14 protein-coding genes are annotated in these 14430 nt (G+C 59.9%); 11 read left to right on the top strand and 3 right to left on the bottom strand.

Annotated elements, in window-relative coordinates:
- Positions 1–37 precede the first annotated feature (37 nt).
- Positions 38–934: a 4-hydroxy-tetrahydrodipicolinate synthase gene (gene dapA, locus QZL67_RS10760; RefSeq protein WP_022290722.1), complete on the bottom strand. Its 897-nt coding sequence runs from the start codon at positions 932–934 to the stop codon at positions 38–40.
- A 188-nt stretch (positions 935–1122) separates the two neighbouring features.
- The gene (gene asd, locus QZL67_RS10755) at positions 1123–2208 is read right to left on the bottom strand and encodes an aspartate-semialdehyde dehydrogenase (protein WP_022290721.1); all 1086 of its coding nucleotides are present in this window, start codon (positions 2206–2208) and stop codon (positions 1123–1125) included.
- 200 nt (positions 2209–2408) lie between these two features.
- Between asd and QZL67_RS10750 the strand changes: the two genes are divergently transcribed.
- From QZL67_RS10750 to QZL67_RS10730, 5 genes are all read left to right on the top strand, one after another.
- Positions 2409–4043, top strand: a complete 1635-nt coding sequence (locus tag QZL67_RS10750; RefSeq protein WP_022290720.1) for a SpoIID/LytB domain-containing protein — start codon at positions 2409–2411, stop codon at positions 4041–4043.
- 15 nt (positions 4044–4058) lie between these two features.
- A complete protein-coding gene (gene queA / locus QZL67_RS10745; RefSeq protein WP_022290719.1) occupies positions 4059–5084 on the top strand; it encodes a tRNA preQ1(34) S-adenosylmethionine ribosyltransferase-isomerase QueA in 1026 nt (341 codons plus the stop codon).
- Positions 5085–5119: 35 nt separating this feature from the next.
- A complete protein-coding gene (gene tgt, locus QZL67_RS10740) occupies positions 5120–6253 on the top strand; it encodes a tRNA guanosine(34) transglycosylase Tgt (protein WP_022290718.1) in 1134 nt (377 codons plus the stop codon).
- A gap of 242 nt (positions 6254–6495) precedes the next feature.
- Positions 6496–7218, top strand: coding sequence for a WecB/TagA/CpsF family glycosyltransferase (locus QZL67_RS10735; RefSeq protein ID WP_022290717.1), 723 nt, complete (start codon positions 6496–6498; stop codon positions 7216–7218).
- Positions 7215–7880, top strand: coding sequence for a thymidylate kinase (locus QZL67_RS10730; protein ID WP_022290716.1), 666 nt, complete (start codon positions 7215–7217; stop codon positions 7878–7880). The genes QZL67_RS10735 and QZL67_RS10730 overlap by 4 nt, the downstream gene beginning before the upstream one ends.
- 60 nt (positions 7881–7940) lie before the next feature.
- Here the strand turns inward: QZL67_RS10730 and QZL67_RS10725 are convergent, their stop codons facing one another.
- Complete coding sequence (locus QZL67_RS10725; protein ID WP_022290715.1) at positions 7941–8123, bottom strand: hypothetical protein; 183 nt, start codon at positions 8121–8123, stop codon at positions 7941–7943.
- A 146-nt stretch (positions 8124–8269) separates the two neighbouring features.
- Here QZL67_RS10725 and mltG point away from each other — a divergent pair, with 146 nt between their 5' ends.
- The 6 genes from mltG to QZL67_RS10695 form a co-directional block, all read left to right on the top strand.
- The gene (mltG, locus tag QZL67_RS10720; RefSeq protein WP_022290714.1) at positions 8270–9418 is read left to right on the top strand and encodes an endolytic transglycosylase MltG; all 1149 of its coding nucleotides are present in this window, start codon (positions 8270–8272) and stop codon (positions 9416–9418) included.
- 1 nt (position 9419) lies between these two features.
- Positions 9420–10640, top strand: a complete 1221-nt coding sequence (locus tag QZL67_RS10715; RefSeq protein ID WP_022290713.1) for a U32 family peptidase — start codon at positions 9420–9422, stop codon at positions 10638–10640.
- Positions 10641–10685: 45 nt separating this feature from the next.
- Positions 10686–12083 (top strand): NAD(P)/FAD-dependent oxidoreductase, encoded by a 1398-nt coding sequence (locus QZL67_RS10710; protein ID WP_022290712.1) that lies wholly within the window; start codon positions 10686–10688, stop codon positions 12081–12083.
- A gap of 177 nt (positions 12084–12260) precedes the next feature.
- Positions 12261–12731, top strand: coding sequence for an RNA polymerase sigma factor (locus QZL67_RS10705; RefSeq protein WP_022290711.1), 471 nt, complete (start codon positions 12261–12263; stop codon positions 12729–12731).
- Positions 12706–13800 (top strand): hypothetical protein, encoded by a 1095-nt coding sequence (locus QZL67_RS10700; RefSeq protein ID WP_022290710.1) that lies wholly within the window; start codon positions 12706–12708, stop codon positions 13798–13800. Before QZL67_RS10705 ends, QZL67_RS10700 begins: the two co-directional genes overlap by 26 nt.
- Before the next feature lie 107 nt (positions 13801–13907).
- Positions 13908–14430: putative sulfate exporter family transporter (locus QZL67_RS10695; RefSeq protein WP_292920321.1), on the top strand; the 523-nt coding region annotated here is incomplete at its 3' end.

Here is a 14430-nt window from a genome sequence, read left to right as displayed (position 1 = left end):
CAAAAGGACGGCCGCTTCGGTCGTTTCAGAGAAACGCTTATGGTTCCGCCAGGGTCAGTCCCATCTTGGTCAGAGCCTGACGGATGCGCTGGACATTTGCCTCGCTTGGCTCACACAGCGGCAGCCGCAGGGGACCTACGTCCCAGCCCAGAAGGTTCAGAGCGGTTTTCACGGGGATGGGATTGACATCGCAGAACATGGCGTCGCAGAAATCTTTCAGCGCCAGCTGGAGCGTGCCCGCCTGGGCAAAGTCGTTGTCCAGGCACAGCTTTACCAGCGTGTGCATCTCCGCTGGCAGAATATTGGCCACCACGGAGATGACGCCCTTGCCGCCCAGTGCGCAGATGGGGACCGTCTCGTCGTCGTTGCCGGACCAGATGGTGAAATCTTCCGGACACAGGTTCACCGTCCGCTGGATGGTTCCCAGATTGCCGGATGCCTCCTTGACGCCGTTGATATTAGGGTGTTTGGCCAGCGTGGCATAGGTCTCCGGCGCCATGGTCACTCCAGTCCGGGAGGGAACGTCATAGAGGATCATGGGGACTTTCACTGCGTCGGCAATGGTGAGATAGTGGCGGATTAGACCTGCCTGGGATGCCTTATTGTAATAAGGGGTCACCAGCAGCAGTCCGTCTGCCCCCGCATGTTCCGCATCCCGGGAGAGGGAAATGGCATTTTCCGTGGCGTTGGAGCCGGAACCGGCGATCACCGGTACCCGGCCGTTCACGTGTTCCACACAGAATTCAATGGTCCGCATCCGTTCGTGATAGCTCATGGTGCTGGCCTCACCGGTGGTGCCGCAGACAATGATGGCATCTGTTCCGTTTTCCAGCTGGAAATCCAGGAGCCGCCCCAGAACGGGCAGGTCCACGGTCTCTTTGGTGAAGGGCGTGACGATAGCTACGCCCGAGCCGGTGAAAAGTGGCGTGCGCATGGTTGTACCTCCTATACCGTTCGACCTTGTGTTGGCTTTGGTTTCGATTGTACAGGATGACTTTATGCAGTGTAATCTGAAAATGTGCCAAAAACCATGCAAAACATGCTTTCATTTATGGAAGCAGAGAAGAAAGAACCGGATGCCGTACAGGCATCCGGTTCTTTGGTAACGCAGGGGGGAAGGAATCAGTCCATGTATCCCTGCTTGCACAGAAGCTCCGCCAGCAGGACTGCGCCGCCGGCAGCACCCCGGAGGGTGTTGTGGGAGAGGCAGACGAACTTGTAGTCATACTGGGTGTCGGGCCGCAGACGACCGATGGAGACGGCCATACCATGCTCCAGATTCCGGTCCAGACGGGTCTGGGGGCGGTCCGGCTCCTCAAAATAGTGCAGGAACTGCTTGGGGGCAGAGGGAAGTTCCAGCTCCTGGGGTACGCCCCGGAAGGCGGCCCAGTCGGCCTTGATCTCCTCCATGGAGGGGGTCTTGCCGTCGGCAAACTTCATGAACACGGCGGCCATGTGGCCGTCCTGGCAGGCCACCCGGAAGCACTGGGCGGTGATGGCGGGACCGGCGGCCTTGACGATCTTGCCGTTTTCCTGATGGCCCCACAGCTTCAGGGGCTCCTGCTCGCTCTTTTCCTCCTCGCCGCCGATGTAGGGGATGCAGTTGTCCACCATCTCGGGCCAGCGGGCAAAGGTCTTGCCGGCACCGGAAATGGCCTGATAGGTGCAGACCAGGACTTTTTCCAGACCGTACTTTTTCAGCGGGTGCAGTGCGGGGACGTAGCTCTGGAGAGAGCAGTTGGACTTTACGGCGATAAAGCCCCGCTTGGTGCCCAGGCGCTTGCGCTGGGCCTCAATGACGGCGGTGTGCTCAGGGTTGATCTCCGGCACCACCATAGGCACGTCATCCGTCCAGCGGTGGGCGGAGTTGTTGGAAACGATGGGGCACTCCAGTTTGGCATACTTCTCCTCCAGCGCCCGGATGTCCTCCTTCTTCATATCCACGGCGCAGAAGCAGAAGTCCACCATGCCAGCCAGTTTTTCGGCGTCGGCCTCGGCGTCCAGAACCACCAGATTTTTCGCCTCTTCCGGCAGGGGAGTTTCCAGCGCCCAACGGCCTTCTACCGCTTCCGCGTAAGTTTTTCCGGCGCTGCGGCCGCTGGCGGCAATGGCGGTCAGCTGGAACCAGGGATGGTTCTCCATCAGGGTGATGAACCGCTGTCCCACCATGCCGGTGCCGCCAATAATGCCAACTTTGTACTGTTTCATGATATGTTCCTCCTGCTGCTTTGATTCCGGCAGACCATCCGATCACCGGTTTTGGGCGATTTGGGTTGAATGTACTGCTGGTTTGTACTATAATACCGAATATTAGGGAAATGCAAGCCTTGTTTTTCTGGCACGGACATTTGTATGTATGGTAGCATACTTTTCCAGGCCCGTCAAGGCTGCGGACGTTGGGAGGATGCATGAAAAAGCTGTTTTTGACCTTGACTTTTGTTGTCACTTTTTTCGCACTCTCTGCAGTTTCCGCCTCTGCCGTGACCAATGACACGGTAAAGGTAGGGCTGCGGTACGGGTCCTCGGCCATGTTTTCCGCCAATCTGGAAAATGAAGTGGGCAGCGGATACACGTTTGGATGGTATGACGGAGACCGGTCCTTCCACGACCTGGGAGAGACAGGGGAGACCGCCATTTCCATGACCGCCTCCGGGACGATTTATCTGGATTCCTCCGGCAATTATTCCGCCTCCTCCGGCAGCCGGACCCTGGGGCCGTGGCATGCTCAGATCAGCGGCTTTGACAGCTACAGGGACGCGCTGAATGAAGCGGAGGCATGGAGCGGCGGATACCCCGCCTGGATCGACGGGGAATTTGTGGTCCGGGTGGGCTGCTATGAGAGTCGGAGCGAAGCGGAGGACATGGCGGCAAAATGCGGCGGTGACGCGGTGAAGTCCGGCCCCACCGGCGTGATGGTGACGGTGACCCGTACCACGGAGGTGCTCTTTGAGTTCGACTGCGGCGGTGCTCTGAATCTGGCGGTTCTGCCGGACGGCGGCAGCCGGAGCGCGGTCACCTGGTTCAAGGGATACAAGTACCAGGGCGGGTTTGAGTACCCCCGGGTCACCGGCGGCAATCTGAACGTCATCAACGTGGTGGATCTGGAGAGCTATGTCAAGGGCGTCCTTCCCTATGAGATGAGCGGCTCCTGGCCGCTGGAGGCCCTGAAGGCCCAGGCGGTCTGCGCCCGAACCTATGCTTGCTATACCACCAAGCACCTTGCAAGCTACGGCTTTGACGTATGCAACACCACGGACTGCCAGGTGTACAACGGCCTCAACACCGCGACCGATCAGAGCAACCGGGCGGTGGAGGAGACGGCAGGGGAGTGCCTGTGGTATCGCGGAAATCTGGTGGAGGCGGTTTATCACTCCTCTGACGGCGGCGCCACGGAGGATGCCTCCTATGTCTGGGGCAGCGATGTGGGATACCTGAAGGGAAAGGTGGACCCCTACGAGGCCAAGACCACCATCCCCAACTACACCTATACCGTCACCTATACTCCCGCACAGCTGACTTGGGTTCTGCAGAACAGCGGCTATTCCATCGGCACCGTCCGGGACGTGTACATCTCGGAGTACACCCCCCTGGGCCATGTCTATAAGGTCACGTTCGTGGACAGCTCCGGCAAGACGCTGACGGTGAAGGGCGACTCCGCCCGGATGGCGTTTTACAGCACCACATACGGCAAGAACGTCCGCAGCCTGAACTTCACCATCTCCGGCGGCAGCGGCGGCAGCGGAAGCTACTACATCAACGGCACCTCCAACCAGCGCTCCTCTCTGGAGGGCGCCAGCGTGATCTCCGGCAGTGGGACCGTCTCCACGCTCTCGGGCAGTCTATACGCCATCTCCAGCGGCGGGACCACCAGCGCCCTTTCCGGCGGCGGCTCTGCTGCCCCCGGCGATACTTTTGTGATTACCGGTATCGGAAATGGGCATCATGTGGGCATGAGCCAGTACGGCGCCAAGGCCATGGCGGAACAGGGCTACAATTACCAGGATATTCTGGAATTTTATTATACAGACATCACCATTGGGTGAAGAACAGGATTTGACATGAAAACCAGTGATTTTTACTACGACCTTCCCAAGGAACTCATTGCTCAAACGCCCATCGAAAAGCGGGATGCCTCCCGTCTGATGACGCTGGAGCGGTCCACCGGTGCGGTGGAACACCATCATTTCTACGAGCTGCCGGACTTTCTCAATCCCGGCGACTGTCTGATCCTCAACGACTCCCGGGTGCTGCCCGCCCGGCTTCTGGGCCAGCGGCTCCCCGGCGGCGGAGCCTGTGAGGTGCTGCTGCTCATCGACCGGGGAGACAAGACCTGGGAGTGCCTGGTGCGTCCGGGCCGGAAGATGCGCACGGGTGCCAAGCTCTCCTTCGGCAACGGAGAGCTGACCGCCGAGGTAGTAGGCGAGCTGGAGGGCGGGAACCGCCTGGTCCGCTTCGACTACGACGGGATTTTTCTGGAGGTGCTGGAGCATCTGGGCAAGATGCCGCTGCCTCCCTACATCAAAGAAGAGCTGCAGGACCAGGAGCGGTATCAGACGGTCTACTCCAAAGTCCTTGGCAGCGCTGCGGCCCCCACGGCCGGACTGCACTTTACGCCAGAGCTGCTGGAGACCATCCAGGCCAAGGGCGTGAAGATCGGGTATGTGACGCTGCACGTGGGCCTTGGCACCTTCCGTCCCGTGAAGGAGGACACCATCGAGGACCACGAGATGCACAGCGAGTTCTGCACCATCCCTCAGGAGACGGCGGATCTCATTAACCGCACAAAAGCGGCCGGCGGCCGGTGCATCTGCGTGGGCACCACCTCCTGCCGGACCCTGGAGTCCTGGGCGGCGGAGGACGGCCATATGGAGGCCAAGGCCGGCTGGACCAACATCTATATCTATCCGGGCTACCGCTTCAAGGTAATGGACGGTCTGGTGACCAACTTCCATCTGCCGGAGAGCACGCTCATTATGCTGGTGTCCGCCTTTGCGGGCCGAGAACACATCCTGAGCGCCTACGAGGAGGCCGTGCGGGAGAAGTATCGTTTCTTCAGCTTCGGTGACGCCATGTTCATCCACTGATGCCCTGGCAATCAATATCAAACTAGGAGATCAATATGTTCAACGTGCTCAAAACGGAGGGCCGCGCCCGGCGCGGTCAGTTTTCCTGTGCCCACGGCGGCGTGGTGCAAACCCCGGTGTTCATGAATGTGGGCACCCAGGCGGCCATCAAGGGCGGCGTCAGCGCCCAGGACCTCAAAGAGGTGGGCTGCCAGATCGAACTGTCCAACACCTACCACCTGCATCTGCGGCCCGGTGACGCCATCGTGCGGCAGATGGGGGGACTTCACAAATTCATGAACTGGGATGGCCCCATCCTGACGGACTCCGGCGGATTCCAGGTGTTCTCCCTGGCCTCTTTGCGCAAGATCAAGGAGGAGGGCGTCACGTTTGCCTCTCACATCGACGGCCACAAGATCTTCATGGGCCCCGAGGAGTCCATGCGCATCCAGTCCAACCTGGGCAGCGACATCGCCATGGCCTTTGACGAGTGCGTGGAGAACCCCGCCACCTATGAATACGCCAAGGCCAGCTGTGAGCGGACGGCACGGTGGCTGGCTCGGTGCAAGGCTGAGCACGACCGACTCAACAGCCTGCCGGACACGGTGAACCCCCATCAGATGCTCTTCGGCATCAACCAGGGTGCTACCTTCACGGACCTGCGGGTCTGGCACATGCAGGAGATCGCCAAGCTGGACTGTGACGGCTACGCCATCGGCGGCCTTGCCGTGGGAGAGCCTGCGGAGGTGATGTATGAGATCATCGACGCCGTGGAACCCCACATGCCCAAGGACAAGCCCCGCTACCTCATGGGGGTGGGCACCCCCAGCAACATCATCGAGGCGGTGTACCGGGGCGTGGACTTCTTCGACTGCGTGATGCCCTCCCGCAACGGCCGCCATGGCAAGCTCTTCACCTGGGAGGGAACTGTCAACATCCTCAACGAGAAGTACCAGACCGACGAGCGGCCCATCAGCGAGAGCTGCAGCTGCCCGGTGTGCCGGAACTACTCCCGGGCCTACCTCCGCCACCTCTTCAAGGCGGACGAGGTGCTGGCCCTGCGCCTGGCGGTACTTCACAACCTGTATTTTTACAATGAACTCATGGTGAAGATCCGTGCCGCTCTGGACGAGGGAACCTTCGCGGACTTCCGGGCCCGGTACAGCGGAGCGCTGGAAAAGCGGGCGTAAACCGGCCTTTTCAGGCGGTGCCGGCAGGTCCTGCGCCGGATTGCGGCAAATCAAATCGAACACCCGGCTCTTCCGGAAAACGCCTTTTCATGGCGCACACCGGAGGGGGCGGGTGTTTTTTACGTCGGAGCGGAGAGGCGGCAGAGCGGCTTTTCCGACGTAAATGGACGATTTTAGGTTGCCAGAGGTCAACCTGTATGGTATAATCATAAACTGTATGAGTATGTAGCGAGGTGTTTGATATGCGTATCGACGTGTTGGGCGTCGGGTTCGACAACCTGACATTGGAAGAAGCGGTGGAGGCCGGGATGGACCTGGTCCGCGCCCCCGGTGCCCATTACGTGGTCACCCCCAATCCCGAGATTGTAGAGGTCTGTCGGGCGGACCCGGCGGTGATGGACATTGTCAATCATGCGGATCTGGTACTGGCGGACGGTGTCGGCGTCGTCAAGGGTGCAGCCATGCTGGGGACGCCGCTGAAAGGAAAAGTTCCCGGCATTGAATTTGCCATGGGGCTGATGGGAAAACTGGCAAAAGAAGGCCGGTCCATCTATCTGCTGGGTGCCAAACCCGGCGTGGCGGAGCTGGCGGGAAAACGGCTGGGTGAGCAGTATCCTGGGCTGAAGATCGCCGGCACTCATGACGGCTATTTCAAAGAGGATGCCCCAGTGGTGGAAGCTATCCGGGAAAGCGGCGCGGACGTGGTGCTGGTGTGCCTGGGCGCGCCCAAGCAGGAGAAGTGGATGGCGAAGAACGGCACTGCCACCGGCGCTCATCTGCTCTGCGGCCTGGGCGGGAGCCTGGATGTGTTCGCCGGCGTGGTGGAGCGGGCCCCCAAGTTCTGGTGCGACCACGGGCTGGAGTGGTTCTATCGCCTTTTGAAGGAGCCCCGCCGCATTGGCCGGATGATGAAGCTGCCGCTGTTTCTGGTTCATGTCAAGCAGGAGAAAGGAAAGCGGAGATGAGCGGAAAGCTGATCGTATTGGAGGGAACCGACGGTTCCGGCAAGGCCACCCAGGCTCGGATGCTGGGCCAGCATCTCCAGCAGGAGGGCATCGCGTTCCGGGAGATCGACTTTCCCCGGTACGGCAACCCCTTTGCCGAACCGGCAAACCTGTATCTCCACGGCGCGCTGGGCAGCGACCCCGGAGACGTGAATGCCTACGCGTCATCGGTGCTCTTCGCGGTGGACCGCTTTGCCTCCTATAAAGAGGACTGGGGGGCGTTTTACGAGCAGGGGGGTGTGGTGATTGCCAATCGCTATACCACCTCCAACGCCGTCCATCAGGCGTCCAAGCTGCCTGTCGGAGAGCGGAGGGAGTTCCTGAATTGGCTCTTTGATCTGGAGTACCGCCGTCTTGGCCTTCCTGCGCCGGACCTGGTGGTGTACCTGGATCTGCCTACGGAACTTTCCGAGCAGATGCTCCGCCGGCGGGAAACGGCCACCGGTACCCAGGCGGACATCCACGAGCAGGACGAGGAATACCTCCGCAGCTGCCGGATGAACGCCCGGGAGATCGCCCGTGATCTTGCCTGGACCGTCATCCACTGCGACCGGGATGGAAGTGTCCGCACCGTGGAGGACATCCACAGTGAGGTCTGGGCGCAGGTGCGGCGTTTTTTGTAAGGTTGTCCCCGCACAGACCGGCAAAAAGGGACGCCTGCCGCGTCCCACTTTGCCGTCGCTTCAGCAGCAGCTGCCGCAGTTGTCCCCGCACCCGCAGTTGTTGTTGCCGCAGCCACAGCTGCATCCGCAGTTGCAGCCACAGTTTCCTGCGTTTCCGCTGCAGAAACCGCCGCAGCAGCACACAAGAATGAGGATCAGGACGATCCACAGGCAGGAGTCACCGTTTCCGTTGTTCAGGCACATGTTGCTCACCTCGCTTTGAGACATTCTATGCGGCGAAGAGCAAAAGGGAGCCTGACCACGATAAAATACGGGCAAAAGAAATCAATCAGAACAAATCGGACCGTTTCCGGTGCATGCGCGCCGGAACGGGGAGGATGGAGGTTCACATGGAAGACTTCAAACGGGGAGATACCGCCAGCTGGGATGCCCGGCAGGTGCGCCACAGCCAGGAAGCTGCACAACGGCCGCCGCAGCGCCGCCGCCGGCGCCGCCGCGTCAATCCGGTGCTGTATATTCTGTTCGTGCTGATCGTCTCCGCCATTCTGGCAGGCGTGGGCTGGCTGCTGGCCTCAGATCTTTGTGCCTTTAACAAAGACGATCACACCGCCACTATTCAGGTCACGGCGGATGACACCATGGGCAGCATTGCCGACAAGCTCAAGGACGAGGGCCTTATCAAGTACAAATGGTTTTTCCGGCTCTTTGCCGGGGTCTCCGGTGCCAAGGACAAGATCGGCATCGGTACCTATGAGCTCAACACCGATATGGACTACCGGGCGCTGATCTCCGCCATGCACAATGCCTCCGGCAGCATGAATACAGATACCGTGCGGGTCACGATTCCCGAGGGCTATACCGTGGAGCAGATCATCGCCCTGCTGGCCAAAAACGGGGTCAACACCGAAGAGGCTCTCACCGAGGCGGCCCAGACGGCTACCTTTGATTACAGCTATATTGACAATTCTTCCGAGGATATCAGCCGTCTGGAGGGATACCTGTTCCCGGACACCTATGATTTCTACCTGAACGAAAAGCCTGCCAATGCGCTGGGCCGTCTCATCAAGAACTTCAACAGCAAGCTGGACGACGACCTGCTGGACAAGGCGGAGGAGCGGGGTTACGACCTGAAGGACATCATCACCATCGCCTCCCTCATTGAAAAAGAGACCGACGGGACGGATCAGACCAAAATCGCCTCCGTTATTTACAACCGTCTGGAGGGTTCCGGCGACAAGCAGGGCACTTACGGCCTGTTGCAGATCGACGCATCGCTGCTCTACGCCCTGCCGGATCACGAGGGGAGCATCACGGAAGCGGACAAGCAGACCGATTCCCCCTATAACCTCTATAAGTACGCTGGTCTTCCGCCCACGCCCATTGCCAATCCCGGCCTTGCCGCCATTCAGGCAGCGCTGGAACCGGACAACACCGATTATTACTACTACGCCCTCGGCAAGGACGGCGTCCATCACTTCTTCACCAACTACGCCGATCACCTGGCGTTCGTCAACAGCAGTGACTATGCAGGAAACTAAGATGCGAAAAGGGCCGGAGCTGCTGGCCCCAGCCGGAGATATGGAACGGCTGAAAATGGCGGTGGCCTATGGTGCCGACGCCGTGTATCTGGCGGGCACCAGCTTCGGCATGCGGGCCTTTGCCGGAAACTTTGATGAGGACGAGCTTCGTCAGGCGGTGGCCTATGCCCACCAGCGAGGCGTGAAGGTGCACTGCACCATCAACACCATGCCCCGCAACGACGAGATCGCCCGGCTGCCGGCTCATCTGGAACTTCTGAACGACGCCGGCGTGGATGCGCTGATCGTGGCAGATATGGGGGCTTTTACCCTGGCAGGCAAATACGCTCCGGGGTGTGCCCGTCATATCTCCACCCAGGCCAGCATCAGCAATTATGAGACCGCCCGGGCCTGGTATGGCCTGGGCGCCCGGCGGGTGATCCTGGCCCGGGAGCTGAGTCTGGAGGAGATCCGTGAGATCCGGGAAAAGACGCCGGCGGATCTGGAGATCGAGGCATTCGTCCACGGCGCCATGTGCGTGAGCTATTCCGGGCGGTGTCTGCTCTCCAACTACATGACCGGCCGGGATTCCAGCCGAGGCGCCTGTGCCCAGCCCTGCCGCTATCAGTACGCCTTGATGGAGGAGAAGCGGCCCGGAGAGTATTTCCCCATTGAGGAGGATGCCCAGGGGACGTACATTCTCAACTCCCGGGACATGTGCATGATCGACCATGTGGGAGATCTTATTGATGCGGGACTGGACAGCCTGAAAATCGAGGGACGGGCCAAGTCGGCCTATTACGCGGCCATCGTCACCGGCGCATACCGCCATTGTCTGGACGATGTGCTCTCCGGCCGGGAAATCGACCCGGTCTGGCGGGATGAGGTGGACCATGTCAGCCACCGGCCATACTCCACCGGCTTTTACTACGGTGCGCCGGGGCAGTATTATGAGACGTCCCGATACATCCGAGAGTGGCAAGTGGTTGCGCTTGTCACAGATTGCGACGAGCAGGGAAATGCTACATTGTCTCTGCGCAACAAGTTCCGTACAGGCGACACGGTGGAACTGGTGGGGCCGGATCTGCGGCCCTTTGCCATGACCGTGCCGGACATGACGGACGGGGAGGGAGCTCCGCTGACGGAACCCCGAACGCCCCAAATGGTATTCCATATGAAACTCCCCCGGGCAGTGCCGCCGCTGACGCTGGTGCGCCACGGAGTGGAACTATCAGCCAAATAAGACAGCCAGATATCAGACAGTCAGATAAAGAGGAGAACGATCATTATGAACGCAGATGTTGTCATTGTCGGTGCGGGCCCTGCGGGAATTTTTACCGCTTTGGAGATGATCAAAAAGGGCAGCAAGCAGAAAATCATCATGGTAGAGAAGGGCCAGCCGGTGGAAAAGCGCCACTGCCCCAAGGATAAGACCCGTAAGTGCATGAACTGCAAGCCTTACTGTCACATCACCACCGGCTTCTCCGGTGCCGGTGCTTTCTCTGACGGCAAGCTCTCCCTCAGCTATGAGGTGGGCGGTGATCTGCCCAACCTGATCGGCCCGGAATTGGCCCAGGAGACCATCAATTACGCAGACCAGATCTACCTGGAATTCGGCGCTGACACCCACATTGAGGGCCTGGAACACGAGGAGGAGCGCAAAGAGATTCGCAAACGTGCCATCCAGGCAGGGTTGAAGCTGGTGGACTGCCCCATCCGTCACATGGGTACGGAGAAGGCACAGGGCATCTACCTGGCCATTGAGCAGTTCCTCCAGGAGCACGGAGTTGAGATGTACTTCGGTTATGAGTGCAGCAATATCATTCTGGAAAACGACGTGTGCAAGGGCGTTGCCATTTCCGACGGCAAGACCGATTTGGAGATCTATGCCAAGCACACCGTAGTGGCCACCGGCCGCCGCGGCGCTGACTGGCTGGAGAAGCTGTGCGCCGAGCACGGCATCGCCCACGCTCCCGGCACGGTGGATATCGGCGTCCGGGTGGAAGTGCGCAACGAGATCATGGAGACCGTCAACCGGGTGCTTTATGAGTCCAAGCTGGTGGGCTATCCCAAGCCCTTCAAGAACAAGGTCCGCACCTTCTGCCAGAACCCCGGCGGCTTCGTCAGCCAGGAGAACTACGACAACGACCTGGCAGTGGTCAACGGCCACTCCTATAAGGATCTCAAGAGTGACAATACCAATTTGTCCATTCTTTGCTCCCATAACTTCTCCGTCCCCTTCAATCAGCCAATTGCCTATGCCCAGAAGGTGGGCGAGCTGACCAACATGCTGGCCAACGGTCAGATTCTGGTCCAGCGGTTCGGGGACATTCTGGACGGCAAGCGCACCTGGCAGAAGGAACTGGCCCAGTCCAACCTGCGGCCTACGCTGCCGGACGCCGTGGCTGGTGACATCACGGCCGCCATGCCGTATCGGGCTATGATGAACATCATCAATTTCATTCAGGCTATGGATTACGTGGTGCCGGGCTTCGCCGCCACGGAAACTCTGCTCTATTCTCCTGAGCTGAAGTTCTACTCCAACCGGGTGAAGATGGATACCGATTTCAATACCAGCCTCCAGGGGCTCCACTGCCTGGGCGACAGCTCCGGCTGGACCCGGGGATTGATGATGGCCTCTGTGATGGGCACCCTGATGGGACGCAAGATCGCCGAAGAGGGCTGAGCCCCAATCCGCATACCAAGCCGCATACCAAGCCGCCGGGAAAATTTCCCGGCGGCTTTTTTTGCTGCAGCTGTCAGATTGGCAGAGTCCGCTTCGTTTTGTCAGTGAACGGTACCGGGAAGGGAGAGGATACCAACGGAAGAGATCACATACACAAGGGAACAGGCGGAGGCGGCAGTGGACCGCTGGGCAGACACGGTGCTGCGGGTGGCTTACACCTGGACCGGCAGTGTCCACGATGCCCAAGACATCTGTCAGACGGTGCTTTTGAAGCTGCTGACCAGTTCCTGCCGCTTTGATGAGGAGCGGCTGGAACGGGCCTGGGTCCTGCGGGTGACGGTCAACTGCTGCAAGGACTTCCGTAAGTCCGCTTGGCAGCGGCGCCGGGCTCCTCTGGAAGCCGCCGGAGAAGCAGCCGTGTACCTGCCGGAGCCAGGGGAGAGTCCGGTGTTGGAGGCGGTACAGGCCCTGCCGGAGAAGTACCGGCGGGCCGTTTACCTGCGCTATTACGAGGAATACACCGTGGAGGAGATCGCGGTGCTGATGGGGTGCAGTCCCCGTCAGGTCAGCACCTATCTCTACCGGGGCAAGGCCAAGCTGAGAACGATGCTGGGAGGCAGATATGGACAAGAGTATCTATCAGAGTGAATTGGAAAAACTGCGGTTTACAAAAAGTGGAAAAGCCTTGCTGACCGATGCCCTCATGGCACAGCAGACAGCCCAGGAGCCCCGCCGTCATGGCCGCTGGATGAAACGGGGCATGGCCGCCGCGTTGGCTGCGGCAGTGCTGGTGGGCACCGCCGCGGCGGTGACGCTGTCCCTGTGGGAGAACTACTTCGGCCCTATGGGCCAGGGCCAGCAGGCGGTGGTGAAATCCCTCAGCGGAGGACTGCCTGCCGCGGTCACCAGCGATGGTGCCACCATCACGCCGCTGGATGCGTTCGGCGCGGAGGGCGTACTGTATCTGATGCTGGAGGTGAAGGCCCCGGCCGGGACCGTTTTGCCGGTGCTGGATGAGAAAGAGGCTGTCTATTGGCTCTCCGGCGGGGTGGCTCCGGAGGTGCGGATGCGCCTGGAGACAGCGGATGGCCAGGAGCGGGAAGACATGTCCTGTTCCGCGGACATCACCTGCCTGGAAGATGACGATCCCACCGACAACAAAATCACCGTGGTGGTGAACCTCTCCGCCGACCAGGACCTGGACGGGCTGACTCTCCATATCCCCGGGCTCTGGAAGTGGGGAACCGACAATACCTTTACTCCGATCTTCACCGGAGACTTTTCCTTCCCCATCTCGGAGCATATGGGCAAAGGCAGCGCGATGACCCTGGATGTGGATGGTGTCACCACCGAGACACCCTGGGGACCCATTACTCTGAAAACCCTGGAACTCTCGCCCCTGGGAGTCCGGTGGAGCTACCGGATCGACGAGGCCACAGCCCGGGCCGCAGAGCAGGCAGCTGAGGAGATGTCGCAGGGCCGGAGCGGCATGGCGGTCCAGTCGGCGGACGGAAGCCAAATGGCAATGGAGGTTTCCATCACCCCTGACGCACCGGTAACCGTGGTGCTGAAGGACGGCACGGAGGTATCGGCTTCCGGTGGCTTTGCCGGGGAAGAGGATGGCCTCCAGGTCTGCTCCAGCGCCTTTACCGCCCCTGTGGACCTGTCTCAGGCAGACCATCTGCTGTGGGGCGATACGGAGATCCCTTTGAACTGAATCCGGGACCTGAACTGGGGCGACGATTGCCGCCCCAACTTTTTTTGACAAATGCTTAACAGCATGATATGATACAAAGCCGAATGTATGTGTAAAGGAGAACCACAATGGAATTTTTGAAGAAAAATGCGCTGGGTATTTTGATCTGCCTGGTGCTGGCCATTCCTGCCTGGCTGCTGGGGCAGCGATTCGAGGTGGTGGGCGGCCCTGTATTTGCCATCCTCATCGGCATGGTCATCGCTCTCGTCTGGAAGGACCAGGGGAAGGCAAAAAGCGGCATCACCTATACCTCCAAGAAGATTTTGCAGCTGGCAGTGGTGCTGCTGGGATTCGGCATGAATCTCTCCAGCGTGCTCCAGGTGGGGGGACAGTCTCTGCCCATCATCGTCTCCACCATTTCGACGTCCCTGATCGTGTCCTTTGTCCTCTATAAGGCCATGCGGATGGATTCCAATATCTCCACCCTGATCGGCGTGGGCTCCTCCATCTGCGGCGGCAGCGCCATTGCCGCCACCGCGCCGGTGATCGGTGCGGACGATGAGGAGATTGCTCAGTCCATCTCCGTCATCTTCCTCTTCAACGTCATCGCGGCGCTGATCTTCCCCACCTTGGGCGGGGCTCTGGGCCTTT

The organism is Oscillibacter sp. CAG:155, assembly GCA_000436875.1.
GTDB lineage: Bacteria > Bacillota > Clostridia > Oscillospirales > Oscillospiraceae > Oscillibacter.
This window is presented reverse-complemented; position numbering and strand designations above follow the sequence as displayed.